General features: G+C 52.5%; 23 protein-coding genes. 18 read left to right on the top strand and 5 right to left on the bottom strand.

Annotated elements, in window-relative coordinates; genetic code table 11:
* The first annotated feature begins 40 nt into the window (after positions 1-40).
* Positions 41-1,699 carry a flagellar hook-associated protein FlgK gene (gene flgK / locus EHN13_RS23135; RefSeq protein ID WP_048211230.1) on the top strand — a complete coding sequence of 553 codons (1,659 nt, stop codon included), beginning with the start codon at positions 41-43 and terminating at the stop codon, positions 1,697-1,699.
* A 14-nt stretch (positions 1,700-1,713) separates the two neighbouring features.
* Positions 1,714-2,667 carry a flagellar hook-associated protein FlgL gene (flgL, locus tag EHN13_RS23130; RefSeq protein ID WP_124022150.1) on the top strand — a complete coding sequence of 318 codons (954 nt, stop codon included), beginning with the start codon at positions 1,714-1,716 and terminating at the stop codon, positions 2,665-2,667.
* 78 nt (positions 2,668-2,745) lie between these two features.
* Here the strand turns inward: flgL and EHN13_RS23125 are convergent, their stop codons facing one another.
* Positions 2,746-3,945, bottom strand: coding sequence for an MFS transporter (locus tag EHN13_RS23125; RefSeq protein WP_124022149.1), 1,200 nt, complete (start codon positions 3,943-3,945; stop codon positions 2,746-2,748).
* A 111-nt stretch (positions 3,946-4,056) separates the two neighbouring features.
* On the opposite strand from EHN13_RS23125, the gene EHN13_RS23120 reads away from it, so the two are divergent.
* A complete protein-coding gene (locus EHN13_RS23120) occupies positions 4,057-4,992 on the top strand; it encodes a LysR family transcriptional regulator (protein WP_048211232.1) in 936 nt (311 codons plus the stop codon).
* A gap of 41 nt (positions 4,993-5,033) precedes the next feature.
* On the opposite strand, the gene rne is transcribed toward EHN13_RS23120, so the two are convergent.
* The gene (gene rne, locus EHN13_RS23115) at positions 5,034-8,282 is read right to left on the bottom strand and encodes a ribonuclease E (RefSeq protein ID WP_124022148.1); all 3,249 of its coding nucleotides are present in this window, start codon (positions 8,280-8,282) and stop codon (positions 5,034-5,036) included.
* Between the two features lie 699 nt (positions 8,283-8,981).
* Between rne and rluC the strand changes: the two genes are divergently transcribed.
* Positions 8,982-9,935, top strand: coding sequence for a 23S rRNA pseudouridine(955/2504/2580) synthase RluC (rluC, locus tag EHN13_RS23100; RefSeq protein WP_167469975.1), 954 nt, complete (start codon positions 8,982-8,984; stop codon positions 9,933-9,935).
* Between the two features lie 116 nt (positions 9,936-10,051).
* Here the strand turns inward: rluC and EHN13_RS23095 are convergent, their stop codons facing one another.
* Entirely contained in the window at positions 10,052-10,636 is a 585-nt protein-coding gene (locus EHN13_RS23095) for a Maf family protein (protein ID WP_124022146.1), read from the bottom strand.
* Between the two features lie 197 nt (positions 10,637-10,833).
* On the opposite strand from EHN13_RS23095, the gene yceD reads away from it, so the two are divergent.
* The 14 genes from yceD (at position 10,834) to ptsG (ending at position 23,328) form a co-directional block, all read left to right on the top strand.
* Positions 10,834-11,355: a 23S rRNA accumulation protein YceD gene (gene yceD / locus EHN13_RS23090; RefSeq protein WP_124022145.1), complete on the top strand. Its 522-nt coding sequence runs from the start codon at positions 10,834-10,836 to the stop codon at positions 11,353-11,355.
* A gap of 16 nt (positions 11,356-11,371) precedes the next feature.
* Complete coding sequence (gene rpmF, locus EHN13_RS23085) at positions 11,372-11,545, top strand: 50S ribosomal protein L32 (RefSeq protein ID WP_003036242.1); 174 nt, start codon at positions 11,372-11,374, stop codon at positions 11,543-11,545.
* A gap of 123 nt (positions 11,546-11,668) precedes the next feature.
* Positions 11,669-12,748, top strand: coding sequence for a phosphate acyltransferase PlsX (plsX, locus tag EHN13_RS23080; RefSeq protein WP_003846798.1), 1,080 nt, complete (start codon positions 11,669-11,671; stop codon positions 12,746-12,748).
* Between the two features lie 77 nt (positions 12,749-12,825).
* Positions 12,826-13,779: a beta-ketoacyl-ACP synthase III gene (gene fabH / locus EHN13_RS23075; protein ID WP_003832181.1), complete on the top strand. Its 954-nt coding sequence runs from the start codon at positions 12,826-12,828 to the stop codon at positions 13,777-13,779.
* A gap of 15 nt (positions 13,780-13,794) precedes the next feature.
* A complete protein-coding gene (fabD, locus tag EHN13_RS23070) occupies positions 13,795-14,724 on the top strand; it encodes an ACP S-malonyltransferase (RefSeq protein ID WP_124022144.1) in 930 nt (309 codons plus the stop codon).
* Positions 14,725-14,736: 12 nt separating this feature from the next.
* Positions 14,737-15,471, top strand: a complete 735-nt coding sequence (gene fabG, locus EHN13_RS23065) for a 3-oxoacyl-ACP reductase FabG (protein WP_003036255.1) — start codon at positions 14,737-14,739, stop codon at positions 15,469-15,471.
* A 155-nt stretch (positions 15,472-15,626) separates the two neighbouring features.
* The gene (acpP, locus tag EHN13_RS23060; protein ID WP_000103754.1) at positions 15,627-15,863 is read left to right on the top strand and encodes an acyl carrier protein; all 237 of its coding nucleotides are present in this window, start codon (positions 15,627-15,629) and stop codon (positions 15,861-15,863) included.
* A gap of 86 nt (positions 15,864-15,949) precedes the next feature.
* Positions 15,950-17,191, top strand: coding sequence for a beta-ketoacyl-ACP synthase II (gene fabF, locus EHN13_RS23055; RefSeq protein WP_124022143.1), 1,242 nt, complete (start codon positions 15,950-15,952; stop codon positions 17,189-17,191).
* 135 nt (positions 17,192-17,326) lie between these two features.
* The gene (gene pabC / locus EHN13_RS23050) at positions 17,327-18,136 is read left to right on the top strand and encodes an aminodeoxychorismate lyase (protein ID WP_124022142.1); all 810 of its coding nucleotides are present in this window, start codon (positions 17,327-17,329) and stop codon (positions 18,134-18,136) included.
* Positions 18,137-18,138: 2 nt separating this feature from the next.
* A complete protein-coding gene (gene yceG / locus EHN13_RS23045) occupies positions 18,139-19,161 on the top strand; it encodes a cell division protein YceG (RefSeq protein ID WP_124022141.1) in 1,023 nt (340 codons plus the stop codon).
* The gene (tmk, locus tag EHN13_RS23040; RefSeq protein ID WP_124022140.1) at positions 19,151-19,792 is read left to right on the top strand and encodes a dTMP kinase; all 642 of its coding nucleotides are present in this window, start codon (positions 19,151-19,153) and stop codon (positions 19,790-19,792) included. The genes yceG and tmk overlap by 11 nt, the downstream gene beginning before the upstream one ends.
* Positions 19,789-20,793 carry a DNA polymerase III subunit delta' gene (holB, locus tag EHN13_RS23035; RefSeq protein WP_048211241.1) on the top strand — a complete coding sequence of 335 codons (1,005 nt, stop codon included), beginning with the start codon at positions 19,789-19,791 and terminating at the stop codon, positions 20,791-20,793. Before tmk ends, holB begins: the two co-directional genes overlap by 4 nt.
* A gap of 10 nt (positions 20,794-20,803) precedes the next feature.
* A complete protein-coding gene (locus EHN13_RS23030) occupies positions 20,804-21,601 on the top strand; it encodes a metal-dependent hydrolase (protein ID WP_101742067.1) in 798 nt (265 codons plus the stop codon).
* A 293-nt stretch (positions 21,602-21,894) separates the two neighbouring features.
* The gene (gene ptsG, locus EHN13_RS23025) at positions 21,895-23,328 is read left to right on the top strand and encodes a PTS glucose transporter subunit IIBC (RefSeq protein WP_005128998.1); all 1,434 of its coding nucleotides are present in this window, start codon (positions 21,895-21,897) and stop codon (positions 23,326-23,328) included.
* Positions 23,329-23,383: 55 nt separating this feature from the next.
* Here ptsG and EHN13_RS23020 read toward each other — a convergent pair whose 3' ends face one another.
* Together EHN13_RS23020 and EHN13_RS23015 are read right to left on the bottom strand one after the other, a co-directional pair.
* Complete coding sequence (locus EHN13_RS23020) at positions 23,384-25,162, bottom strand: aminopeptidase P family protein (protein WP_061068118.1); 1,779 nt, start codon at positions 25,160-25,162, stop codon at positions 23,384-23,386.
* Between the two features lie 15 nt (positions 25,163-25,177).
* Positions 25,178-26,632, bottom strand: coding sequence for an AMP nucleosidase (locus tag EHN13_RS23015; protein ID WP_005128994.1), 1,455 nt, complete (start codon positions 26,630-26,632; stop codon positions 25,178-25,180).
* Positions 26,633-26,709: the final 77 nt, after the last annotated feature.

Genomic DNA, 26,709 nt, shown 5'->3' with positions numbered 1-26,709 from the left:
GCCGATAATACCGAGTATTGAAGGATTACAAGGAACCTCCATGTCCAGCTTGATTAATAACGCGATGAGTGGACTCAGCGCAGCGCAGGCCGCGTTGAACACTGCCAGTAATAACATCTCCAGCTATAACGTTGCCGGCTATACCCGACAAACGACAATTATGGCGCAAGCGAACAGCACGCTGGGTGCGGGGGGCTGGGTCGGCAATGGTGTCTATGTTTCTGGCGTACAGCGTGAGTATGACTCATTTATCACTAATCAGTTACGTGCGGCGCAGAACCAGAGCAGCGGTCTGACGACACGTTACGAGCAAATGTCAAAAATCGACAACCTGCTCGCCAGCAAAACCAGTTCGATCTCAACGTCGATGCAGGGCTTTTTTACCAGCCTACAGACGTTGGTGAGTAACGCAGAAGATCCGGCGGCGCGTCAGGCACTTATCGGTAAAGCTGATGGCTTAGTCAATCAGTTCAGAACGACGGACCAATATCTGCGCGATCAGGATAAGCAAGTCAATATTGCGATTAAGGCCAGCGTCGATCAAATCAACAACTATTCGAAGCAAATTGCCAGCCTTAACGACCAAATCTCCCGTTTGACCGGCGTTGGTGCGGGTGCATCACCTAACGATCTGCTCGATCAGCGCGATCAACTGGTGAGTGATCTGAACAAGATTGTCGGTGTGGAAGTCAGCATTCAGGACGGCGGCACCTACAACGTGACCATGGCGAATGGCTATTCGCTGGTGCAAGGCAGCAATGCTCGCCAACTGGCTGCTGTACCTTCCAGCGATGATCCCTCTCGCACGACCGTCGCTTATGTTGACGGCGTGGCCGGAGAAGTTGCCATCCCGGAAAAACTGATCACGACCGGTTCGCTGGGCGGGCTGTTGACGTTCCGTTCGCAGGAACTCGACCAGACGCGTAATACCCTTGGTCAGTTGGCCCTCGCCTTTGCTGATGCGTTTAACACGCAGCACAAAGAAGGTTTTGATGCCAACGGCGACCCGGGCAAAAACTTTTTCGATATTGGTGGCCCGGCAGTCCTTAGCAATACGAAGAATAAAGGGACCGGTGCGCTTGATGTTAAAATGACGGATAGCTCGTCGGTGCAGGCAACCGACTATAAAATTACGTTTGATGGTACTGACTGGCAGGTAACCCGTCTGGCTGACAATACCAGCTTTAAGCCGACGGTTACTGGCGGAAAAATGTCCTTTGATGGGCTGGAAATCACCGTCAAAAATGGTGCGCTGGCAAATGACAGCTTTACGGTGAAACCCGTGGGTGACGCCATTATTAATATGAAAGTGGCGGTGACCGATGAGTCGAAAATCGCCATGGCTGAAGTGTCCAAAAATGACACTGATCCCAATGTTGATAAAGGTAAAAGCGATAACCGTAACGGCCAGAAACTGCTGGATCTGCAAACCAAGGCAACCATCGGGAATAAAACCTTTAACGATGCTTACGCTACGCTGGTGAGCGATGTCGGGAACAAAACGGCGACCTTAAAAACCAGCAGCACCACGCAAAACAACGTGGTCACGCAGCTTTCAAATCAGCAACAGTCTATTTCCGGGGTTAACCTCGACGAAGAGTACGGGAATTTGCAGCGTTATCAGCAGTATTACCTGGCCAACGCTCAGGTACTGCAAACGGCGAATTCGCTCTTTGATGCACTGCTGAATATTCGCTAAGGGAGAGGAACTCAATGCGTATCAGTACTCAGATGATGTACCAGCAGAATATGCGCGGCATCACCAACTCTCAGGCTGAATGGTTGAAATTTGGCGAGCAGATGTCAACGGGGAAACGCGTGAACAACCCGTCTGACGATCCGATTGCCGCATCACAGGCCGTGGTGCTTTCACAGGCTCAGGCACAGAACAGCCAATATACGCTGGCGCGTACTTTCGCGACGCAAAAAGTGTCACTGGAAGAGAACGTGTTAAGCCGGGCGACGACCGCTATTACCGCGGCACAGGAAAAAATTGTCAATGCTGGCAATGGGACATTGAGTGATGATAACCGGGCATCGTTGGCAACTGATTTGCAAGGGATCCGCGATCAGTTAATGAATCTGGCGAACAGTACCGACGGTAATGGTCGTTATATCTTTGGCGGCTACAAAACGGAAGCCCCACCATTTGCCCAGACTGATGGTGCCTATAGTGGTGGAACGCAAAATATTACCCAACAGGTCGATGCCGCTCGGTCAATGGTGATTGGTCATACCGGGGATAAGATTTTTGACTCGGTGACCAGCAACGCGGTTCCGGAGCCAGATGGAAGCAAGTCAGAAACGAACTTATTCGCCATGCTGGATTCCGCTATTGCGGCCCTGAATACGCCGATTGAAAGCGATGATGCGGCAAGAGATGCAGCCAAAGCAGCCATCGATAAATCCAACCGTGGTCTGAAGAACTCACTGAATAACGTGCTGTCTGTTCGTGCTGAACTCGGTACGCAACTCAGTGAACTTAGCGCTCTGGACTCGCTGGGGGCCGATCGCGCGTTGGGTCAAACGCAGCAGATGAGCAATCTGGTTGATGTTGACTGGAATGCGGCGATTTCTTCGTATGTTATGCAGCAGGCTGCGCTACAGGCATCGTATAAAACGTTTACCGATATGCAGGGAATGTCACTGTTCCAGCTCAACCGGTAACGATCCTTTTTGAAACATATCATGAAACTGGATATGTTTGTCTGCCCGCTCCACATACACCCCGGAGCGGGCATTTTTTTAGGCTGCAGTTGTCTGGCTAACAGGCAATTTACCGGTCAGTCTAATTACCAGCGCAACAACGCCGCTGAAAGTGGCCAGTGTCACCACGCCTTCCCAGTTTGCCAGCGCATAGGCCTGACTTCCGAGTACAGAACCCAGCGCCATGCCGATAAACACCATGGTAAATAGCAACGCATTCAGACGACCTCTTGCCTGAGGCTCCAGGCTATAAACCAGGTTCTGGTGGGCGACCAGGCTGGATTGCAGTCCGAGATCAAAGCCTATCGCTGACAGGGCAATCAGCAGCCACTGCCCCTGTACTGGCAGGGCCGGAAGCAAGAACATCAGGGCAAATGAAAGCGTGACTAACAGCGCCCCCAACTGTGTTACCCGTCCGGCACCTACTTTATCTGCCAGATGACCTGCCATAGGGGCTGCCAGCGCCCCGGCTGCCCCTGCAATACCAAATGCTCCCGCCATCGCACTGCCCATGTGGTAATGCTCAGAGAGCATAACCGCCAGTGTTGACCAGAAGGCGCTAAAGGCAATGGACAGGAAGCCCTGAGCCAACGCCGCCCTGCGCAGTGCAGGATAACGCTGCCACAGTTGCGCCATGGAGAACATTAATGCCGGATAACTCAGCGTGGAATGGACCGTAAAGCGGGGCAGCATTTTCCACATCAGTACGGCAATCACGGCAATACTGACGGCGGCAAGTTGATACATTTCCCGCCAGCCATAGGCTTCACCTACCATCCCGCTGATGGTCCGCGAGAGTAGGATCCCCAGCAGAAGACCGGTCATGACGGTACCTACTGTTTTTCCCTGCTTGCCCTCAGGCGCAAGGATGGCTGCGGCCGGCACGATATCCTGAGCCATGGTCGCTGCCATCCCCATCAGTAAGCTAACCAGCAGTAGCGAATGCAACTGACCGGTAAAGCTGCAGGCCAACAGCAGCGCGGCAAGAGAGACGCTTTTTAGCAGGATTAATGTCCGGCGGTCATAACGGTCGCCCAGCGGCAACAAAAACAAAATGCCCAGCGCGTATCCTGCCTGGGTGAGCGTTGGCACCAGCCCCATGCCGGTGACGCTTAAGGCCAGGTCCTGACCCATTAAAGGTAAAAGAGGCTGGGCATAATAGATTGCGGCAACGCTGAACCCAGCGCCCAGTGCCAGAACAAAAATAACCCAACGGGAAAGTGCGGTGTGTGTGTTCACAAATGATTCCTCAATCACGGGATGTGTGGCTATTTTTATCCTTCAACCGGTAGCACGGTAGCGAGCGCAGTGGTAAAACAGTTATACGTTACACGTATGAATAACGACTAAATGATAAAAACTGAACGTATAGATAGGGTGGAATTGATGCGCACGTTTGTGCGCATCGTCGAGGCCGGTTCGCTTTCAGCGGCGGCCAAGCAAATGGGCACCACCCAGGCAACCGTCAGTCGGCGGTTACAATCCCTTGAGACGCTGTTGGGCGTTAAGCTGATTATGCGTACCACCCATGCAATGAAGCTGACTGATGATGGTGAGCGAGGGTATCAGCATGCCAAACACATTATTGATGCCTGGCTGGCGCTGGAGGACGGACTGAACATCACGGAGGATGAACCGGTGGGGACGTTGCGGGTTCGGGCGCCACATGCGTTCGGCCAACAACAACTCCTTGAGCCGCTTCTGCAGTTCCTTTCCCGCTATCCACAGTTATCTGTTGAGTGGATGCTGAATGATAAGACCGTTGATTTTCTCAGCGACAATATCGACTGCGCTATCCGGGTTGGGGCTGAGGTTGATCCTGCTACGGTCTCGGTTTTACTGGCTGAAGTCCCGCGAAGTATGGTGGCAAGCCCTGAGCTTCTCGCGCAATTTGGGATTTTGACTCACCCTGAACAGCTATCGGCGCTGCCCTGGATCGCGGTAAATACATTTTATCAGCACAGCGTGTCGTTACTTCACCACCGGCGTAACGAAGCTATCACGTTAAATATTTCTCCCAGATTAAGTACCGACAGTATTTATGTCGCCAGAAATGCTGCACTTGCGGGGCTGGGGGTTACGCTTGTCTCAAGCTGGATGGTTGAAGACGATATCGCCAGCGGAAGATTGATTACGCTATTACCTGACTGGCATGCGTCGTCATTGCCCGTGCATTTGGTTTATCCCTGGGCTCGTTATTATCCAACCCGCTTACGCAAATTTCTGGCGTTGATGAAAGATGTTATGCCACAGGTAGCAGGGATGAGGGGCGTTCACGACGTATAAAAAAAGCCGACCCTGAGGTCGGCTTTTTCATTGCTTAGGACTTACTCAACAGACTGCGGTCGCGTTGCTGGCGCGGTTGCCTGATGGCTGGCACTGTGTCCGCCTGCAGCACCTTTGCCTTCAAAGGCGAATGCCGGGCGCTGCCACTCGCTATGACGCGGCGCTTCAGGCACATATTCCGGAGCCGGAGCGCGGGTCATCGGTGCGGTCGCATGGCTGTGAAGATGTTCTGCGTCAACACGGGTTGCGACAGCGTCAGACTTAACGACTGCAGTTTCGACGACAGGTGCTGCAACAACTTCTTGCGACGCTGCGACTTCTTCAACAACAGGCGCTGTTTCCACAACCTCGACAATCTCTTCAACCGCTTCAGGCTGGGAGACAACGACATCCGCAGGTTCTTCGATAACCGGTGAAGCCACAACTTCAGCCACAGGTTCGGCTTTCGCAGCGATCTCTTCGGCAACCGGTGCGTCAGACTCAGCGATAATTTGCGGTTGCTGCTCGACCGGAGTAGCAATAACTTCCGGATGCGTGGTTTCAACAACGACGGACTGCGTTTCCGCTACGCTAACATCGGATTGCGCGACGTCTGCCTGTGCAGGGACATCCACAATGTGCTCAACGACAGCTGCAGCGGCTTGAGGCTCTACTGCCACAGATGCGTTTTGTTCCAGCTCCAGTTTCTGTTCGCGCTGTTCTTCAACCTGCATGTCCTGAGTACGGGCAACAGGGTAGCTAATCCAGACTTTGCCGGACGCTAATTCCGGAGAAGCACAGGCAACCGTTAACGGCATCGGCGACTGAACCGGATAGCGTTCGTCACGATAGCGACGACGACGCTGCCCGCTTACGCGCAGATGGCGAGGAGAACGACGTGAGCGACGAGGCATACCGTTATTATCACGTGCTTCGTTGTTGTCTTCTTGCTCTGATGCAACGACTGCGGGTAAATCGACTTTAGCCAGTTCGGTACGTTGAGCCGGGGCGGACTGTTCAACAGATTGAGCAACGGCGGTTTCAGCAACAATGGCTGCGGTCGCCACTTCGGCGTCAACCGGCGCGCTGTCAGTGAATCGAACTTTCTGATTCAACTGACGCTGTTTACGACGAGTCTGCGGCTGACGCACGCGTTCTTCCTGCTCGGCATCCTGCACAGGTTGTTCAGCCTGGTTCAGCTCTTTAACTTCCTGCTGAGCCTGACGCTTGTCATCGTTACGACGGCGGTTGCGTTCGCGACGCGGAGCCTGCTGCTCATCGCCAGATTTCGCTTTGTCTGCAACGTCAGTAGTTTGCTGGCGGTTATCACGAGTTTCAGCAGTCTGCTGCTGCGCCTGACGACGATTACGACGATTTTCATCGCGGTTTTCGCCGTTTTCTGAACGCTCATTACGGTTGTCACGGTCACCACGGTTGTCACGATTATCACGACGCTCGTTACGGTCACGACGATTGTTCTGACGCGGTTTGCGACGATCCTGCTGGCGTTCCGTTTTCTCTTCAGCTTTCGGTGCCGGTTGTTCAACCGGTTTCACTTCTTCATTGCTACCAAAGATGGACTTCAGCGCGCCGAAGAAACGGCTAATCAAACCCGGCTGCGTAGCGACAGGTGCGGTCGCGGCAGCAGCTTTAGGCGCGGCAGCTTTCACGGCTGGCTCCTGCAGTGCAGGGGCAGGCGGAACATCAGGCATCGCGAAAGTGGCGAGTGCCGGTTGTTCAGGTTGCTTACGCTCAACGTATTCTTCTTCCGTCGGCAACGCCATCGCTTCTTCGTGCAGTTTCGGCAGCAGGTAGCTCAGGGTAGGCGTTTCTTCCCCTTTGCGTACACGCAGCACGGAGTAGTGCGGGGTTTCCATCTGATCGTTTGGCACGATCACACAGCGCACGCCGTTCTGACGCGTCTCGATGGCATTGACCGCGGTACGTTTTTCGTTAAGCAGGTAGGATGCGATCGGCACAGGAACAATAGCGTGAACTTCCTGCGTATTTTCTTTCAGCGCCTCTTCTTCGATCAGACGCAGAATAGACAGCGACAGTGATTCGTTATCACGTACGGTACCGGTGCCGGAGCAACGCGGGCAGACGTGGTGACTGGATTCACCCAGCGACGGGCTCAGACGCTGGCGGGACATTTCCAGCAGACCGAAGCGAGAAATATGGCTGATCTGAATACGCGCTCTGTCCTGGCGAACCGCTTCACGCAGACGGTTTTCTACCGCACGCTGGTGGCGAACCGGGGTCATATCGATAAAATCGATGACGATCAGGCCACCAAGGTCACGCAGACGCAACTGACGCGCAATTTCATCAGCAGCTTCAAGGTTAGTGTTAAACGCCGTTTCTTCAATATCGCCGCCGCGGGTTGCGCGAGCGGAGTTGATATCGATAGCAGTCAGCGCTTCAGTGCTGTCGATAACGATTGAGCCGCCGGAAGGCAGACGCACTTCACGTTGGAAGGCGGATTCAATCTGGGATTCAATCTGGTAGTGGCTGAACAGCGGGATTTCACCGGTGTACAGTTTGATTTTGCTGCTGAAATCCGGACGACCCAGCGCAGCGATGTGCTGACGCGCCATCTCCATGACTTTTGGGTTGTCGATGAGGATTTCGCCGATGTCCTGGCGCAGATAGTCGCGGAAGGCACGCACGATAACGTTGCTTTCCTGGTGGATCAGGAACGGGGCAGGACGGCTTTCAGCCGCTTTTTGAATGGCTTCCCAGTGTTTCAGACGGAAGCTCAGGTTCCACTGCAGTGCTTCGGCCGATTTACCGACACCCGCGGTACGTACGATAAGCCCCATGCCATCAGGCAGTTCGAGGCTTGCCAGCGCTTCTTTTAACTCGGTACGGTCATCGCCTTCAATGCGACGAGAGATACCGCCCGCACGCGGGTTGTTTGGCATCAAAACCAGATAGCTGCCTGCCAGACTGATAAAGGTTGTCAGTGCTGCGCCTTTATTTCCGCGCTCTTCTTTATCTATCTGAACGATAACTTCCTGACCTTCACGCAACACATCTTTAATGTTGGGGCGGCCATGGGAACTGTAGTTTGCAGGAAAATATTCGCGGGCAATTTCTTTTAACGGGAGGAAACCGTGACGTTCAGCGCCGTAATCAACAAAAGCAGCTTCCAGACTCGGTTCAATACGGGTAATTTTACCTTTATAGATGTTGGCTTTTTTCTGCTCGTGTCCAGGACTTTCGATATCCAGATCGTACAGACGCTGCCCATCTACAAGGGCGACACGCAACTCTTCCTGCTGAGTTGCGTTAATTAACATTCTTTTCATCGTAACTTACTCATTATTCTTACATTGACGACTAAGCTGCGGGCAGAGAAATGCCTTTCCGGGTGTGAACCGATGGCCTCGTGTCTATTCGCGTCGCCAACCTCACGGTTATCGTCAGCTCAAAGAGGCGCAGAGTGTCGGTTGCCTGTATTTCATACGGAAACACAGCGCAATTATCAGGGGAACAGTCTGGGTATTACTCTCCAGAGAAGCTTCCATTGTGCTTGTCGTCTTTCACGCTGTTGGTGCGTTGGCTTCATCTTCTCACCCCAGACACTTACAGGAGTAAGCTTCTGGGGGTTCCCAGACTTGCCGCCTTCCTACAACGCGAAATCCATAGAGCACTTACCGGTAAGGACTGCAACCCGCAGCCCGCTAACTGCCTGAAAGATCAATACGTCTTACGCCATTGCTGCGTTGATGATCGGTCGGGCAAAATTGGGTCATTCCGGAAAAGTTCTTGTTTTAACAAGATTCAACACGGAAACAAGCTCATTATTCCACTGCTAACCTTGTTATAGCAAGATGACTTTTGCCATTTATCACCCGGTTACTCACAGTTTTTACACTTCCGCCTGGTGATTGCTTTAATAACCACCAAATCGGTTCTGTCAAACTTAAGTAATCAGGTATAGCAGTTAATATAAGCATAGAAAAATGTGTGGCGCGAATCTTGATGGCTATTTAAAATCGGCCCCCATGAAAACAGAGACTCCAGCCGTAAAAATAGTTGCCATTACTGCCGATGAAGCAGGGCAACGCATCGACAACTTTTTGCGCACCCAGCTCAAAGGCGTGCCGAAAAGTATGATTTATCGCATTTTGCGTAAAGGCGAAGTGCGGGTGAATAAAAAACGCATCAAACCCGAGTACAAACTCGAAGACGGGGATATTGTGCGTATTCCGCCAGTGCGTGTCGCTGAGCGTGAAGAAGAAGCGATTTCTCCGAATTTGCAGAAGGTCGCTGCGCTGACGGATGTCATTTTGTATGAAGATGACCATATTTTGGTGCTTAACAAACCTTCTGGCACCGCCGTCCATGGCGGCAGCGGATTAAGCTTTGGTGTGATCGAAGGTTTACGTGCCTTACGTCCGGAAGCGCGTTTCCTTGAACTGGTGCATCGCCTGGACCGTGATACCTCCGGTGTGTTGCTGGTCGCCAAAAAGCGCTCGGCGCTGCGTTCACTGCATGAACAATTGCGTGAAAAAGGGATGCAAAAAGACTATCTGGCGCTGGTAAGGGGTCAGTGGCAATCGCATGTCAAAGCTGTGCAGGCACCTTTGTTAAAGAACATTCTGCAAAGCGGCGAGCGTATCGTGCGGGTAAATCAGGAAGGGAAACCGTCGGAAACCCGTTTTAAAGTGGAGGAGCGCTATGCGTTTGCCACGCTTGTGCGCTGCAGCCCCGTGACCGGACGCACGCACCAGATTCGTGTGCATACGCAATATGCCGGACATCCGATTGCTTTTGATGACCGCTATGGCGACCGTGAGTTCGATAAGCAACTGGCGGATACGGGGTTGAACCGTCTGTTTCTGCACGCTGCTGCGTTGAAGTTTACTCATCCCGGTACGGGTGAGGTTATGCGTGTTGAAGCGCCGATGGATAATCAACTGAAACGCTGCCTTGAGGTATTACGCAGCAAAGCCTGATGCGCGTTGCGATTTTATCGCGTTAAACCCGTAGGCCGGATAAGACGTTTACGTCGCGCCTGATGGCGCTGCGCTTATCAGGCCTACTTGATTACGCCTGTACAGGAGTTCTTTAATCAGGCGTTCAGCGGGTTCATGTCTTCCCTGCGCAGCATCTGACACAACGCGATCAGCGGCAAGCCAATCAGTGTGTTAGGATCGCGGCCCTCCAGACGCTCAAAGAGTGCAATACCTAACCCTTCACTTTTGAAACTACCTGCACAATGGAGCGGACGCTCTTTGCGCAGATAATCATCAATTTCCGCCTCGCTTAAATGACGGAAATGGACGTCAAAAGGTTCTACTTCAGTTTGTAAATGTCCGGTTGCAGAATTATACAGCGCCAGTCCGGTGTAAAACGTCACAATATTGCCACGGGCTTTGAGTAACTGTTGGCGCGCATTTTCTTCTGTTAATGGTTTGCCGGTTATTTCACCATCAAGAACACAAATTTGATCGGAGCCAATAATCAGATGCGAGGGATAACGGTGGGCGAGTGATTGTGCTTTTTGCTGCGCCAGTCGCAACACCAGATGACGCGGCGCCTCGCCTGGTAATGGTGTTTCATCAACCTCTGGTGCTGCGCATTCGAACGGAATTGCCAGTTTTTCGAGTAAAGCGCGACGCCAGGGAGAGGTGGAAGCAAGAATAAGTTGAGGCATATTTTTTCCCTCGCATATAGCGTATTGATGAGAGCCATTTTAAACTATGGACTTCGACCTACAAGCTGGCTGTAGTGGCTTGTCTTGAGCGATTTTAAGTCGATGACCCGCAATGTGTGCGAATTATTGGCAAAAGGCAACCACAGGCTGCCTTTTTCTTTGACTATATGACGTTACAAAGTTAATATGCGCGCCCTATGCAAAAGGTAAAATTACCCCTGACTCTTGATCCGGTTCGTACGGCTCAAAAACGCCTCGATTATGAAGGTATCTATACTTCTGATCTGGTTGAGCGCGTCGCCGATTCTGTAGTCAGTGTGGACAGTGATGTGGAATGCTCCATGTCGTTCGCTATCGATAACCAGCGTCTCGCCGTTATAACCGGTGATGCGAAGGTATCGGTTACGCTCGAATGTCAGCGTTGCGGGAAACCGTTCCCACTTCATGTTCACACAACATATTGTTTTAGTCCTGTCCGTTCTGACGAGCAGGCTGAAGCACTCCCGGAAGCGTATGAGCCGATTGAGGTTAACGAATTCGGTGAAATCGATCTGCTTGCAATGGTTGAAGATGAGATTATCCTCTCCTTGCCGGTAGTTCCGGTGCATGATTCTGAACACTGTGAAGTGTCCGAGGCGGACATGGTCTTTGGCAAATTGCCTGATGAAGCGCAAAAACCAAACCCATTTGCCGTATTAGCCAGCTTAAAGCGTAAGTAATTGAGGAGTAAGGTCCATGGCCGTACAACAGAATAAACCAACCCGTTCCAAACGTGGCATGCGTCGTTCTCATGACGCTCTGACCGCAGTCACCAGCCTGTCTGTAGACAAAACTTCTGGTGAACAACACCTGCGTCACCACATCACTGCCGACGGTTTCTACCGTGGCCGTAAGGTAATCGCTAAGTAATCACGCATGACTCAATGGCTTTCCCACCCCTGGTGAGAAAGACAAAGAGTGAACGCGTGATGAAGCTTAGTGAGGCTTTCCCCGGGTAACTGGGGAAACACCTAACCGGGCAGCGACGATACCTTGACACGTCTAACCCTGGCGTTAGATGTCATGGGGGGAGATTTTGGCCCTACCGTGACAGTGCCTGCAGCATTGCAGGCACTGAATTCTAATTCGCAACTCACACTTCTTTTAGTCGGGGATCCCGATACAATCACGCCATTACTTGCCAAAGCTGACTTCGAACAACGTTCGCGTCTGCAGATTATCCCTGCTCAGTCAGTTATTGCCAGTGATGCCCGGCCCTCGCAAGCTATTCGCGCCAGTCGTGGAAGCTCAATGCGTGTTGCCCTGGAGCTCGTGAAAGAAGGTCAGGCACAAGCTTGTGTCAGCGCCGGTAATACGGGCGCACTTATGGGACTTGCGAAGTTATTGCTCAAACCCCTTGAGGGGATTGAGCGTCCGGCGTTGGTGACGGTTTTACCACATCAGCAAAAGGGCAAAACGGTGGTGCTGGATTTGGGCGCCAACGTAGATTGTGATAGCACGATGTTGGTGCAATTTGCCGTCATGGGTTCCGTGCTGGCAGAAGAGGTTGTTGGCATTGCTAATCCTCGCGTAGCGTTACTCAACATCGGCGAAGAAGAAACGAAAGGTCTCGACAGTATTCGAGATGCTTCAGCTGTGCTAAAAACAATCCCTTCCATTAATTATATCGGCTATCTTGAAGCCAATGAGTTACTGACTGGCAAAACCGATGTGTTGGTCTGTGACGGCTTTACAGGTAATGTCACATTAAAGACGATGGAAGGTGTTGTCAGAATGTTCCTTTCACTGCTGAAATCTCAGGGTGAGGGCAAAAAACGGTCGTGGTGGCTGCTGTTATTAAAACGTTGGTTACAAAAAAGCCTGACAAGGCGATTTAGTCACCTCAACCCCGACCAGTATAATGGCGCCTGTCTGTTAGGATTGCGCGGCACGGTGATTAAGAGTCATGGTGCGGCCAATCAGCGAGCATTTGAAGTCGCGATTGAACAGGCAGTGCAGGCGGTGCAGCGACAAGTTCCTCAGCGAATTGCCGCTCGCCTGGAATCTGTATACCCAGCTGGATTCGAACTGCTGGACGGTGGCGAAAGCGCAACCTCACGAGCACACAGATAACGGTGCGTTTGTGAATGTGGCCAACGTATCAGCGATTTGCTCGTGGCGGTATATAACCTAAAAGTGACTGAGCGTACATGTATACGAAGATTATTGGTACTGGCAGCTATCTGCCTGAACAAGTGCGTACTAACGCCGATTTGGAAAAAATGGTTGAGACATCTGATGAGTGGATCGTCACTCGTACAGGTATCCGTGAACGCCATATTGCAGCGCCAAATGAAACAGTTGCGACGATGGGCTTTGCCGCCGCAAACCGTGCGATTGAAATGGCGGGCATCGACAAAGAGCAAATTGGTCTGATTGTGGTTGCTACCACATCATCCACTCACGCATTTCCAAGCGCGGCGTGCCAGATCCAAAGTATGCTAGGGATCAAAGGCTGTCCGGCGTTTGACGTTGCAGCCGCTTGCGCTGGTTTCACTTACGCCCTGAGCGTTGCCGACCAGTATGTTAAATCTGGCGCAGTTAAGCATGCTCTGGTCGTTGGTTCTGATGTTCTGGCGCGCACCTGTGATCCAACCGATCGCGGAACGATCATCATTTTCGGTGATGGGGCGGGCGCGGTTGTACTGAGCGCATCAGAAGAGCCAGGCATTCTCTCCACGCATCTGCACGCTGACGGTCGCTATGGCGAACTGTTGACGCTGCCTAACGCCGATCGCGTGAACCCAGAAAACCCGATTCATCTGACGATGGCGGGTAACGAAGTATTTAAAGTCGCGGTGACCGAGCTTGCGCACATCGTTGATGAAACGCTGGAAGCCAATAATCTCGACCGTTCTGCGCTGGACTGGCTGGTACCGCATCAGGCTAACCTGCGCATTATCAGCGCGACGGCGAAAAAGCTGGGTATGTCGATGGATAATGTTGTCGTGACGCTCGACAGACATGGTAATACCTCTGCTGCCTCCGTACCGTGCGCGCTGGACGAAGCCGTCCGCGACGGGCGTATTAAAGCTGGGCAGTTGATATTGCTTGAAGCCTTCGGGGGTGGATTCACCTGGGGCTCCGCGCTGGTTCGTTTCTAGTATAAGGATTTAAACATGACGCAATTTGCATTTGTGTTTCCGGGGCAGGGTTCCCAGACCGTTGGGATGTTGTCTGAAATGGCAGCAAACTACCCAATTGTTGAAGAAACATTTGCTGAAGCATCAGCTGCGCTGGGCTATGATCTGTGGGCGTTGACTCAGCAGGGTCCGGCAGAAGAACTGAACAAAACCTGGCAGACGCAGCCAGCGCTGTTGACCGCATCTGTCGCGCTGTATCGCGTATGGCAGCAGCAGGGTGGTAAAACGCCTGCGCTGATGGCAGGTCACAGCCTGGGTGAATACTCTGCGCTGGTATGTGCGGGTGTTTTCGGTTTTGCCGATGCCGTACGTTTGGTTGAACTGCGTGGCAAATTTATGCAGGAAGCCGTACCGGAAGGCACAGGTGGCATGTCTGCTATCATCGGTCTGGATGATGCCGCTATCGCGAAAGCGTGCGAAGAGTCTGCTGAAGGTCAGGTGGTTTCACCGGTAAACTTTAACTCACCGGGTCAGGTGGTTATTGCCGGGCACAAAGAAGCTGTAGAGCGTGCAGGTGCAGCTTGTAAAGCTGCTGGCGCTAAGCGTGCGTTACCGTTACCGGTTAGCGTTCCATCTCACTGTGCGCTCATGAAGCCTGCAGCCGAGAAACTGGCTGTTGAACTGCAAAAAATTACCTTTAACACGCCGACTGTTTCCGTTGTGAACAACGTTGACGTGAAGTGCGAAACCACTGCCGATGCTATCCGCGATGCGCTGGTTCGTCAGCTTTATAGCCCGGTTCAGTGGACTAAAACCGTTGAATTTATGGCATCCCAGGGCGTAGAGCACCTGTATGAAGTCGGTCCGGGTAAAGTTCTGACCGGTTTGACGAAACGTATTGTTGACACCCTGACTGCTTCGGCACTGAATGAGCCGGCGGCACTGTCTGCGGCGCTAGAGCAATAAAAGAGGAAGACCATGAGTTTTGAAGGAAAAATCGCGCTGGTTACCGGTGCAAGCCGTGGCATTGGCCGCGCAATTGCTGAGACACTCGTTGCCCGTGGCGCGAAAGTTATCGGTACTGCTACCAGCGAAAGCGGCGCGCAGGCCATTAGCGATTATTTAGGTGCAAATGGTAAAGGTCTGATGTTGAATGTGACCGATCCTGCATCTATCGAATCTGTTCTGGAAAATATTCGCGCAGAATTTGGTGAAGTCGATATCCTGGTCAATAATGCCGGGATTACTCGTGATAACCTGTTAATGCGCATGAAAGATGACGAGTGGAACGATATCATCGAAACCAACCTGTCATCTGTTTTCCGTCTGTCAAAAGCGGTAATGCGAGCTATGATGAAAAAGCGTCATGGGCGTATTATCACTATCGGTTCTGTGGTTGGTACCATGGGAAATGCGGGTCAGGCTAACTACGCTGCGGCGAAAGCGGGTCTGATCGGCTTCAGTAAATCACTGGCGCGCGAAGTTGCGTCTCGTGGCATTACTGTAAACGTTGTTGCTCCGGGCTTTATTGAAACGGACATGACGCGTGCGCTGTCTGATGATCAGCGTGCGGGTATTCTGGCGCAGGTTCCTGCGGGTCGCCTTGGCGGCGCTCAGGAAATCGCCAGTGCGGTTGCATTTTTAGCTTCTGACGAAGCAAGTTACATCACAGGTGAGACTTTGCACGTCAACGGCGGGATGTACATGGTTTAACCACGATTGAAAAATATTTGCGTTATTAGGGTGAATGGCCTCAAAATAGCGCAAAATCGTGGTAAGACCTGCCGGGATTTAGTTGCAAATTTTTCAACATTTTATACACTACGAAAACCATCGCGAAAGCGAGTTTTGATAGGAAATTTAAGAGTATGAGCACTATCGAAGAACGCGTTAAGAAAATTATCGGCGAACAGCTGGGCGTTAAGCAGGAAGAAGTAACCAACAATGCTTCCTTCGTTGAAGACCTGGGCGCGGATTCTCTTGACACCGTTGAGCTGGTAATGGCTCTGGAAGAAGAGTTTGATACTGAGATTCCGGACGAAGAAGCTGAGAAAATCACTACCGTTCAGGCTGCCATTGATTACATCAACGGCCACCAGGCGTAAGTGAACATCTCCAGGCGGTCATTCGACCGCCTGAGTTTTATCTTTTTTTCCCACTTGAATTATTTTTCCCTCCCTGGAGGACAACCGTGTCTAAGCGTCGTGTAGTTGTGACCGGACTGGGCATGTTGTCTCCTGTCGGCAATACCGTAGAGTCTACCTGGAAAGCTCTCCTTGCCGGTCAGAGTGGCATCAGCCTGATCGACCATTTCGATACTAGCGCCTATGCAACGAAATTTGCTGGCTTAGTAAAGGATTTTAACTGTGAAGACATTATCTCGCGCAAAGAACAGCGCAAGATGGATGCTTTCATTCAATATGGAATTGTCGCTGGCGTTCAGGCCATGCAGGATTCTGGCCTCGAAATAACGGAAGAGAACGCCCACCGTATTGGCGCTGCTATCGGCTCTGGTATTGGCGGTCTCGGTCTTATTGAAGAAAACCATACCTCTCTGGTAAATGGTGGACCGCGTAAGATCAGCCCGTTCTTCGTTCCGTCGACGATTGTTAACATGGTGGCAGGTCACCTGACCATCATGTACGGCCTGCAAGGGCCAAGCATCTCCATCGCGACCGCCTGTACTTCAGGCGTACATAACATCGGTCATGCTGCACGTATCATTGCATACGGCGATGCGGACGCGATGGTTGCGGGTGGTGCAGAAAAAGCCAGTACGCCGCTGGGCGTGGGTGGTTTTGGCGCGGCACGTGCGCTGTCTACACGTAATGATAACCCGCAAGCGGCAAGCCGTCCGTGGGACAAAGAACGTGATGGCTTTGTGCTGGGCGACGGCGCAGGCATGGTTGTACTGGAAGAGTACGAACATGCGAAAGCGCGCGGTGCAAAAATCTATGCTGAAGTCGTTGGCTTCGGTATGAGCAGTGATGCTTACCACATGACGTCACCACCGGAAAACGGTGCAGGCGCTGCGCTGGCAATGGTCAACGCGCTGCGTGATGCGGCTATCGAAGCGGGTCAGATTGGCTATGTCAACGCGCATGGTACGTCTACGCCTGCAGGCGATAAAGCAGAAACCCAGGCCGTGAAATCGGTGTTTGGTGATGCTGCACGTAGCGTGATGGTTAGTTCAACCAAATCCATGACCGGACACCTGTTGGGTGCTGCGGGCGCGGTAGAGTCTATTTTCTCTATCCTGGCGCTGCGCGATCAGGCTATTCCGCCAACCATCAACCTGGATAACCCGGATGAAGGTTGTGACCTGGACTTCGTACCTCACGAAGCGCGTCAGGTTAGTGGTCTGGAGTATGCGCTGTGTAACTCCTTTGGCTTCGGTGGTACCAACGGCTCTTTGATCTTTAAAAAGATTTAAGCCCGTTAGGTGATGCGCTAGCATCGATAGCAAATTGAAAAGGTCCGCTTGTCGGGCCTTTTTTTATTCGGTTTTCCGCCCTTGTCCTGTGTTACTCATCCTGCCAAACTAGCGGACCAGAAATAAGGAGCCACCATGTTCTTAATTAATGGCTGCGAGCAAAATATGCTGGCAGCAAGCGATCGAGCGACCCAATTTGGTGATGGCTGTTTTACCACTGCCTGTATTATCGACGGCGAAATCCCTCTCTTTGCAGCGCATCTTGAGCGTTTACAAGACGCTTGCCAAAAACTACTGATCTCTTTTGAAAATTGGTCCGAGCTGCAAAATGAAATGAAAATGCTGGCGAAAAGGCACGTACGCGGGGTGTTGAAAGTGATTATCAGCCGTGGCAGTGGAGGCCGGGGTTACAGTGGCAAAAGTTGTCACAGCGCCACACGTATCCTCTCCGTTTCAGCCTGGCCCGATCATTACGATCGTTGGCGGCAAGAGGGGATTTCGCTGGCGCTAAGCCCAGTGCGACTGGGGCGTAATCCACTGCTTGCCGGACTTAAGCATCTGAATCGACTGGAGCAGGTGTTGATTCGCTCTCATCTTGAACAGACAGACGCAGATGAAGCACTGGTTCTTGACAGCGAGGGATGGGTTACGGAATGCTGTGCGGCTAACTTGTTTTGGCGTAAAGGTGATGTGGTTTACACGCCTCGCCTGGATCAGGCCGGAGTAAACGGCATTATGCGACAATTCTGTATCCGGATGCTGGCACAATCGCCATTCAGTATTGTCGAAGTGTATGCCGGGTTGGAGGAGGTTATGCAGGCTGATGAAATCGTCGTCTGTAACGCGTTAATGCCCATTATTCCCGTGCGTGCCTGTGGCGACACATTGCTGTCTTCACGTTTGTTATTCGATTTTTTAGCCCCACTTTGTGAGCACCCGAATTAGTCATGAAAAAACTGTTACTCGTTGTCCTGTTATTGCTGGTTGTGCTGGGCATTGCCGCGGGAGTGGGAATGTGGAAAGTTCGCCATCTGGCGGACAGTAAATTATTGATTAAAGAAGAGACGATTTTTACGCTGAAAGCGGGGACGGGCCGCCTGGCCCTTGGCGAACAGCTGTATGCGGACAAGGTTATTAACCGTCCGCGCGTGTTCCAGTGGCTGCTGCGTGTGGAACCCGACCTGTCGCATTTTAAGGCCGGAACCTACCGTTTTACACCCGACATGACGGTTCGGGATATGCTGCAACTGCTGGAAAGCGGCAAAGAGGCGCAGTTCCCGTTACGTCTGGTTGAAGGGATGCGCCTGAGCGATTACCTGAAACAGCTGCGCGATGCCCCGTATATCAAACATACGTTAAGCGACGATAGCTATGAGACCGTAGCCCAGGCGCTGAAGCTGGAAAACCCGCAATGGGTGGAAGGTTGGTTCTGGCCAGATACCTGGATGTATACCGCCAATACTACTGACGTAGCGTTGCTAAAACGCGCGCATCAGAAAATGGTTAAAGCGGTGGATACTGTCTGGGAAGGGCGCGCTGATGGCCTGCCTTATCAGGACAAAAATCAGCTGGTAACCATGGCTTCTATTATTGAAAAAGAGACTGCGGTTGCCAGCGAGCGTGACCAGGTGGCTTCGGTGTTTATTAACCGCTTACGTATTGGCATGCGTTTACAAACCGATCCGACGGTGATTTACGGTATGGGGTCACGGTATAATGGCAAATTATCGCGTGCGGATCTGGAAATGCCGACAGCCTATAACACTTATACCATCACAGGTTTGCCGCCGGGCCCGATTGCCATGCCGGGTGAGGCTTCGTTGCAGGCCGCAGCGCATCCGGCCAAAACGCCGTATCTCTATTTCGTGGCTGACGGTAAAGGCGGCCACACGTTTAACACTAATCTTGTCAGCCACAACCGCTCCGTGCAGGATTATCTGAAAGTGCTTAAGGAAAAAAATGGGCAGTAACTATATCGTTATCGAGGGCCTGGAAGGCGCCGGAAAAACTACTGCGCGTAATGTGGTGGTAGAGACTCTTGAGCAACTCGGGATTCGCGACATGGTATTTACCCGCGAGCCCGGTGGAACGCAGCTTGCGGAGAAATTAAGAAGTCTGGTGTTGGACATTAAATCGGTCGGCGATGAGGTGATTACCGATAAAGCCGAAGTCCTGATGTTTTATGCCGCGCGCGTACAACTGGTTGAAACGGTGATTAAGCCGGCGCTGGCAAAAGGCGCATGGATTATTGGCGATCGTCACGATCTGTCGACCCAGGCGTATCAGGGCGGCGGTCGTGGCATCGATCAACACATGCTGGCAACACTGCGTGATGCCGTGCTTGGTGATTTTCGCCCTGACCTGACTCTGTATCTGGATGTGACACCTGAGGTAGGACTAAAACGCGCTCGAGCACGTGGCGAACTGGATCGTATTGAACAGGAGTCTTTCGATTTCTTTAATCGCACCCGCGCACGCTACCTTGAACTGGCTGCCCAAGACGCCAGCATTCGTACAATTGATGCAACACAGCCGCTTGATGTCGTGATGGAGGATATCCGCACTACCATCACCGAGTGGGTGAAGGAGCAGGGCGCATGAAATGGTATCCATGGTTACGACCGGATTTTGAAAAACTGGTAGCCAGCTACCAGGCGGGTCGTGGTCACCATGCGCTACTGATTCAGGCGTTACCCGGCATGGGTGACGACGCGCTGATTTACGCTCTTAGCCGCTATTTAATGTGCCAGCAGCCAGAAGGACATAAAAGCTGCGGACAGTGCCGTGGCTGTCAATTGATGCAGGCAGGTACACACCCGGACTACTATTCGTTGCTGCCGGAAAAAGGCAAAAGTACGCTGGGTATTGATGCGGTACGTGAAGTCAGCGAGAAGCTGTACGAGCATTCACGCCTTGGCGGTGCGAAAGTGGTGTGGATCCCGGATGCCGCTCAGTTAACCGATGCCGCCGCCAATGCGTTGCTGAAAACGCTGGAAGAACCGCCCGCGCAAACCTGGTTTTTCCTTGCCAGCACAGAGCCAGCTCGCCTGCTGGCGACATTACGTAGCCGCTGCCGGTTACACCATCTTGCGCCGCCGCCTGAGTCGTATGCAATTTCCTGGCTTGCCCGTGAAGTAACAGCGTCGTCAGAAGCGTTGTTGAGCGCGTTACGACTTAGTGCAGGTTCGCCCGGTGCGGCACTCTCGCTGTTACAGGCGGAAAGCTGGGCGCACCGGACCGACTTCTGTGCGGCACTGGCGAACACATTGCAGTCCGACGACTGGTATATCCTGTTGGCAGCACTCAACCATGAGCAAGCTGCGACCCGTTTACACTGGCTGGCAACGTTGTTTACAGATGCCCTCAAACGTCCGTATGGTGTTGCCCATTTAACCAATCCTGATGCTCTGACGTTGATATCGTCCATCGCTGAGCGGTTATCCGTCGCGCAGATACAGGCGATACTCGGTGACGTTTGTCACTGTCGTCAGCAATTGCTGAACGTGACAGGCGTAAACCGTGAACTGGTATTAACCGATCTTATTCTCCGTACTGAGCATTATCTGCAACCAGGCACCATACTGCCTGTTCCCCATCTTTGAGAGAGACATTATGTTTTTAGTCGACTCGCACTGCCATCTTGATGGCCTGGATTATCAATCTCTGCATAAGGACGTGGATGACGTGCTGGCGAAAGCGGCCGCACGCGATGTGAAATTCTGCCTTGCCGTTGCCACCACGCTACCGGGGTATCGCAGTATGCGCGAACTGGTTGGTGAGCGTGACAATGTGGTTTTCTCATGTGGTGTTCATCCGCTAAACCAGGATGAAACCTATGATGTCGAGGATTTGCGTCGTTTTGCCGCCGAAGAGGGCGTAGTTGCGATGGGTGAAACGGGGTTGGACTATTTTTACACCCCGGAAACTAAAGTTCGCCAACAGGAATCATTCATCCACCACATCCAGATTGGCCGTGAGTTACACAAGCCGGTTATTGTTCATACCCGCGATGCGCGTGCTGATACGCTGTCAATTCTGCGCGAAGAAAAAGTGACGGATTGTGGCGGCGTACTACACTGTTTTACAGAGGACAGGGAAACTGCGGGTAAATTGCTGGATCTCGGATTTTATATCTCGTTTTCTGGCATCGTCACGTTCCGTAATGCTGAACAGCTTCGTGATGCGGCGCGTTATGTTCCGCTGGATCGTTTGTTAGTTGAGACTGATTCCCCATACCTTGCGCCCGTGCCGCATCGCGGAAAAGAGAATCAGCCAGCCATGGTTCGTGATGTCGCCGAGTACATGGCCGTATTGAAAGGTGTTGCCGTTGAAGAACTGGCGCAAATCACCACAGATAACTTTGCCCGCCTGTTTCACATCGACGCCTCTCGCCTGCAATCAGTACGCTAACTGAGTTTTTTTAAAGCTCGTAATTAATAAACAAAGCGAGTAAAGTTCACCGCCATTAAATGGGCGGTGAATAACCAGTTGGAAACATTCAGATACTCATTTTATCGGAATGTGCGAGTTTTTCGGCCATCCACAGCTGAATTGTGATAGCCGTCAAACAAAAACGAACTGAATTATTTTACTCTGTGTAATAAATAAAGGGTACTTAGATACCCTGTCCACGGCGAGGTTCTCCCCCCTCGCCAATGCGTGAGAACGTAGAAAAGCACAAATACTCAGGAGCACTCCTAATTATGTTTAAGAATGCATTTGCTAACCTGCAAAAGGTCGGTAAATCGCTGATGCTGCCGGTATCCGTACTCCCTATCGCAGGTATCCTGCTGGGCGTCGGTTCCGCTAACTTCAGCTGGCTGCCAGCCGTTGTATCGCACGTAATGGCAGAAGCCGGCGGTTCTGTTTTTGCGAACATGCCGCTGATTTTCGCTATCGGTGTTGCGTTAGGCTTCACCAACAACGACGGCGTATCCGCTCTGGCATCCGTTGTTGCTTACGGCATCATGGTCAAGACCATGGCTGTTGTTGCGCCGTTGGTTCTGCATTTACCTGCTGAAGAGATCGCCGCTAAACACCTTGCTGATACGGGTGTTCTCGGGGGGATTATCTCCGGTGCGATTGCAGCGTATATGTTCAACCGCTTCTACCGTATCAAATTGCCTGAGTATCTGGGCTTCTTTGCCGGTAAGCGCTTCGTTCCTATTATTTCTGGTCTGGCTGCCATCTTCACAGGTGTGGTTCTGTCCTTCATTTGGCCGCCGATCGGTACTGCTATTCAGACGTTCTCCCAGTGGGCTGCATACCAGAACCCGGTCGTGGCGTTCGGTATCTATGGCTTCATTGAACGCTGCCTGGTGCCGTTTGGTCTGCACCATATCTGGAACGTTCCATTCCAGATGCAGATCGGTGAATACACCAACGCTGCAGGCCAGGTTTTCCACGGCGACATCCCTCGCTATATGGCGGGTGACCCGACTGCGGGCAAACTGTCCGGTGGCTTCCTGTTCAAAATGTACGGTCTGCCGGCTGCTGCTATCGCTATCTGGCATTCTGCTAAACCAGAAAACCGCGCGAAAGTGGGCGGTATCATGATCTCCGCTGCGTTGACCTCGTTCCTGACCGGTATTACCGAGCCGATCGAGTTCTCCTTCATGTTCGTGGCGCCGATCCTGTACATCATCCACGCTATCCTGGCTGGTCTGGCATTCCCGATTTGTATTCTGCTGGGTATGCGCGACGGTACATCATTCTCCCACGGTCTGATCGACTTTATCGTTCTGTCCGGTAACAGCAGCAAACTGTGGCTGTTCCCGATTGTCGGTATCGGTTATGCGATCGTGTACTACACCATTTTCCGTGTGTTGATCAAAGCGCTGGACCTGAAAACGCCGGGTCGTGAAGATGCGACTGAAGACAACAAAGCGGGCGCGACTGGCGAAATGGCGCCGGCCCTGGTTGCCGCGTTCGGCGGTAAAGAAAACATCACTAACCTCGACGCGTGCATCACGCGTCTGCGCGTCAGCGTTGCTGATGTTGCCAAAGTGGATCAGGCTGGCCTGAAGAAACTGGGTGCGGCGGGCGTTGTTGTCGCGGGTTCTGGTGTTCAGGCTATTTTCGGTACCAAGTCCGATAACCTGAAAACTGAAATGGATGAGTACATCCGTAACAGCTAAGCAGTAATACGTTGGGGAGAACTAAGGCAGCCTGCGGGCTGCCTTTTTTATTGCCTTAATTGGCCTGAACGCGAATCGGCGCGGTGGCGGCGAACAGCCACGGACGAGCCTCTGCGTTCACGCGGGGGGATAACGTCTCTCTGACCTGCTGGTGGTAATCATCAATCCACTGTTTTTCTGCATCGCTGAGCAAATGCAGTTCAACCAGATTCAAATCAATCGGCACCAGCGTCAGCGTTGAGAAACGACAGAAGCCAGGGCGACTGTTGATAATCTCAACCTGATTCTCAATACGGATCCCATATTGTCCGGCCAGATAATAACCCGGCTCGATGGTAATGATATTGCCCGCAACCAGAGGCCAGGGGTTTACTTTTTTGGCGATGCGATGGGGTTGCTCATGGATGAGTAACTGATGACCCACACCGTGGCCGGTACCGTGATCAAAATCCAGACCTAAATCCCACAACGCCCGACGACTAAAGGCATCCAGTTGATGTCCCTGAGTACCGGTGGGAAACTGCAGTGAGATAAGCGATAAAAAGCCTTTCAACACGGCGGTGTAATGCAGACGACGCTGCGGATCCTGTGGACCAAAGGCGAGCGTTCTTGTTGTATCCGTAGTGCCATTTTGATACTGGCCGCCGGAATCATTCAGGTACATTGCCTGTGTGGTGATGGGGGTGTTTGTTTTCTCGCTGGAATGGTAATGACACATCGCCGCATTGCTGGCAGAGGCGGAAATAGTACTGAAACTTTGCTCTATAAATCCTGGCTGCTGCTGGCGAAACGCCAGCTGCTTGGCTTGTGCTTCCAGTTCAGTGACAGGATTACCTGCTGCCTCGCGCAGCGGAACCTCATGCGCCAGCCAGGCCAGAAAGTTTACCCATGCGGCGCCATCCTGTTCATGGCATTCCCGATACCCTGCCAGTTCAACATCATTTTTATGAGCTTTAATCAATGTGATGGGGTCGGGGGTCCAGAGAACCTCTCCTCCGTTTTGTTCAATGGCGAACCGCAGCGCGACTGGCGCATAGTCTTTATCAACCAGGAAACGCTTTCCTTGGGCAAGTTGCTGGCAGCGCGGAAGAAAGTTTTCTTGCGGGGCCAGCGTGATCGTCTCCAGCAACGATGCAGGCAGCTGCTGCGTCTTATTATTATCAACAAACCACTCCAGTTCGCCGCTGCGATGGAGCAGGGCAAACGAAAACGGCACTGGCACCATAGCCAGATCCGAACCGCGCACATTCAGCAGCCAGGCGATGTTATCCGGCAGCGTGATCGCCAGCACGTCGGCCTGATGCTGGGCCAGTTGTTCCACTATTCGTTCGCGCTTATGTGCGCTGCTTTCGCCGCTTATCTCAACGGGCATTTCACGAATTACACCACAGGGGGCGGCTGGACGGTCGAGCCAGATCTGGTCGAAGGGATCGCGTTCCATCGGAACCAGTTTGCAGTGAGTGGCCGACAGTGCTTCAAATTGGCTGTTGACCATCAGCAGAGGTTCAAAGCCGATACGCGCACCAGAGGTGACGTAAGCCTGCAAGTAGTCGGCCAGAGGTTCCTCGTGCAAATGATGGATTTCAAAATCATCGAGAGAGACTTCGTTACGCACCTGGACCTGATAGCGCCCATCGACAAACATCAGCGCGCGATCGCGAAGTACCAATGCAAGACCAGCGGAACCGCTAAAGCCGGTGAGCCAGGCCAGTTTATTGTCATGTGGCGTACAATCTTCACTTTGGTGAGCGTCGGCGCGCGGAACAATCATGCCATCCAGTCCCTGCGCTAACAGCAGACTGCGCAGGGCGGAAAGAGGAGTTGAGTTGTGCATAGTTACCTTCAGGCCTTAACGGAACGGCGGTTCGTTGAACGTACGTAATTTACGGGAGTGCAGTCGGTCGCCTTCAGCACGCAGACGGTCGATAGCCCGGATACCTATTTGCAGGTGTTCAGAAATGGCACCTTCATAAAAACGGTTGGCCTGACCAGGCAGTTTGATCTCGCCATGCAGTGGTTTGTCGGAAACACATAGCAGCGTGCCGTAAGGGACGCGGAAGCGGTAGCCCTGAGCGGCGATGGTGGCACTCTCCATATCGATAGCTACCGCGCGGCTGAGGTTAAAACGTAGCGCAGAAGCGGAATAGCGTAGCTCCCAGTTACGGTCGTCGGTGGTGACGACGGTTCCGGTACGTAAACGCTGCTTAACCTCTTCGCCGGGCATGCCGCTGACTTCTTTGGTAGCGTCATACAGGGCGCGTTGCACTTCCGCAATGCTCGGAATCGGAATGTCCGGCGGCAATACGGCATCCAGTACATGGTCGTCACGCAGATAAGCGTGGGCCAGAACATAGTCGCCAATTGCCTGACTTTCACGCAGACCGCCGCAATGTCCAATCATCAGCCAGACGTCAGGACGCAGTACGGCCAGATGATCGCAAATGGTTTTGGCGTTAGAGGGGCCGACGCCGATATTAACCAGCGTGATCCCCTGACCGTCGGCGGTAATTAAATGCCAGGCGGGCATCTGGTGTTTTTTCCACGCCAGATCGGAGATGGCCTCTTCCGGCGCTTCAGTTTCCGCGGTGATCCAGATCCCGCCCGCGCATGACAGCGCGATATACGGGCTGTCCGGATCGAGGATCTGGCTGCAGCCCCAGCGCACGAACTCATCGACGTAGCGGGTGTAGTTGGTGAACAGTACAAAGGGCTGAAAGTGCTCAACCGGCGTTCCCGTGTAGTGACGCAGTCGCGCCAGCGAGAAATCGACTCGTCGCGCGTCGAAGTGCGACAACGGGGAGAACTCCGCCGGATGATAGGTACCATCCGCAGTTTCATCGCCAATCTGTGACAACTCGGTGGTCGGAAAATGGCGCGTCAATCCGGCGCTCATCGAGCGGTCGAGCGTCAGTTCAGAGCCGTCAATGACATACGGATAGGGAATTTCATGTTGCGACGGCTCGACGGAAATATGCGCATCATAATCCTGATACAGCAGCGTCAGTTGTTCTTCAAGATAAGGGCGAAAAAGCGACGGGCGGGTGATGGTTGTGGTATAGCAGCCTGCATGGGTAAAACGGCCATAGGCGCGGGTTTTGGGGGGATTGGTGGCGCTGCCATCCCAGGTGACACAAAGCGATGGGTAAACAAAAAGACCGTTTTGGCGGGCGATGTCGTCAGGGAGCGTCCCTGTTTCAATATACTTACCAATGGCGCTACGCAGTGCTTTAACCGACTGCTCGTACAGCGCGTCCAGTTTATCCAGTGCCTGAGCCGGGGTCAGGCTGGAGCCCTTATTGTTCATGTCTGTCTCCTTGTTCCACAGATGTACTGCTCTCCCGATAGTATGTCACAGGAATGTGAAACAAAAGTCAGACGTTG

The sequence above is a fragment of the Citrobacter youngae genome (assembly GCF_003818115.1).
In the GTDB taxonomy this organism is placed as follows: Bacteria; Pseudomonadota; Gammaproteobacteria; order Enterobacterales; family Enterobacteriaceae; genus Citrobacter; species Citrobacter youngae.
Note: the sequence above shows the minus strand (reverse complement) of the source record. Positions and strands in the feature narration are given on the sequence as shown.

Excerpts from the sequence above, each read along its gene's own strand:
- flgK (WP_048211230.1), top strand. The coding sequence starts at position 41 with ATGTCCAGCTTGATTAATAACGCGATGAGTGGACTCAGCGCAGCGCAG.
- flgL (WP_124022150.1), top strand. The coding sequence starts at position 1,714 with ATGCGTATCAGTACTCAGATGATGTACCAGCAGAATATGCGCGGCATC.
- EHN13_RS23120 (WP_048211232.1), top strand. The coding sequence starts at position 4,057 with ATGATAAAAACTGAACGTATAGATAGGGTGGAATTGATGCGCACGTTT.
- rne (WP_124022148.1), bottom strand. The coding sequence starts at position 8,282 with ATGAAAAGAATGTTAATTAACGCAACTCAGCAGGAAGAGTTGCGTGTC.
- rluC (WP_167469975.1), top strand. The coding sequence starts at position 8,982 with ATGAAAACAGAGACTCCAGCCGTAAAAATAGTTGCCATTACTGCCGAT.
- EHN13_RS23095 (WP_124022146.1), bottom strand. The coding sequence starts at position 10,636 with ATGCCTCAACTTATTCTTGCTTCCACCTCTCCCTGGCGTCGCGCTTTA.
- yceD (WP_124022145.1), top strand. The coding sequence starts at position 10,834 with ATGCAAAAGGTAAAATTACCCCTGACTCTTGATCCGGTTCGTACGGCT.
- rpmF (WP_003036242.1), top strand. The coding sequence starts at position 11,372 with ATGGCCGTACAACAGAATAAACCAACCCGTTCCAAACGTGGCATGCGT.
- fabH (WP_003832181.1), top strand. The coding sequence starts at position 12,826 with ATGTATACGAAGATTATTGGTACTGGCAGCTATCTGCCTGAACAAGTG.
- fabD (WP_124022144.1), top strand. The coding sequence starts at position 13,795 with ATGACGCAATTTGCATTTGTGTTTCCGGGGCAGGGTTCCCAGACCGTT.
- fabG (WP_003036255.1), top strand. The coding sequence starts at position 14,737 with ATGAGTTTTGAAGGAAAAATCGCGCTGGTTACCGGTGCAAGCCGTGGC.
- acpP (WP_000103754.1), top strand. The coding sequence starts at position 15,627 with ATGAGCACTATCGAAGAACGCGTTAAGAAAATTATCGGCGAACAGCTG.
- pabC (WP_124022142.1), top strand. The coding sequence starts at position 17,327 with ATGTTCTTAATTAATGGCTGCGAGCAAAATATGCTGGCAGCAAGCGAT.
- yceG (WP_124022141.1), top strand. The coding sequence starts at position 18,139 with ATGAAAAAACTGTTACTCGTTGTCCTGTTATTGCTGGTTGTGCTGGGC.
- tmk (WP_124022140.1), top strand. The coding sequence starts at position 19,151 with ATGGGCAGTAACTATATCGTTATCGAGGGCCTGGAAGGCGCCGGAAAA.
- holB (WP_048211241.1), top strand. The coding sequence starts at position 19,789 with ATGAAATGGTATCCATGGTTACGACCGGATTTTGAAAAACTGGTAGCC.
- EHN13_RS23030 (WP_101742067.1), top strand. The coding sequence starts at position 20,804 with ATGTTTTTAGTCGACTCGCACTGCCATCTTGATGGCCTGGATTATCAA.
- ptsG (WP_005128998.1), top strand. The coding sequence starts at position 21,895 with ATGTTTAAGAATGCATTTGCTAACCTGCAAAAGGTCGGTAAATCGCTG.
- EHN13_RS23020 (WP_061068118.1), bottom strand. The coding sequence starts at position 25,162 with ATGCACAACTCAACTCCTCTTTCCGCCCTGCGCAGTCTGCTGTTAGCG.
- EHN13_RS23015 (WP_005128994.1), bottom strand. The coding sequence starts at position 26,632 with ATGAACAATAAGGGCTCCAGCCTGACCCCGGCTCAGGCACTGGATAAA.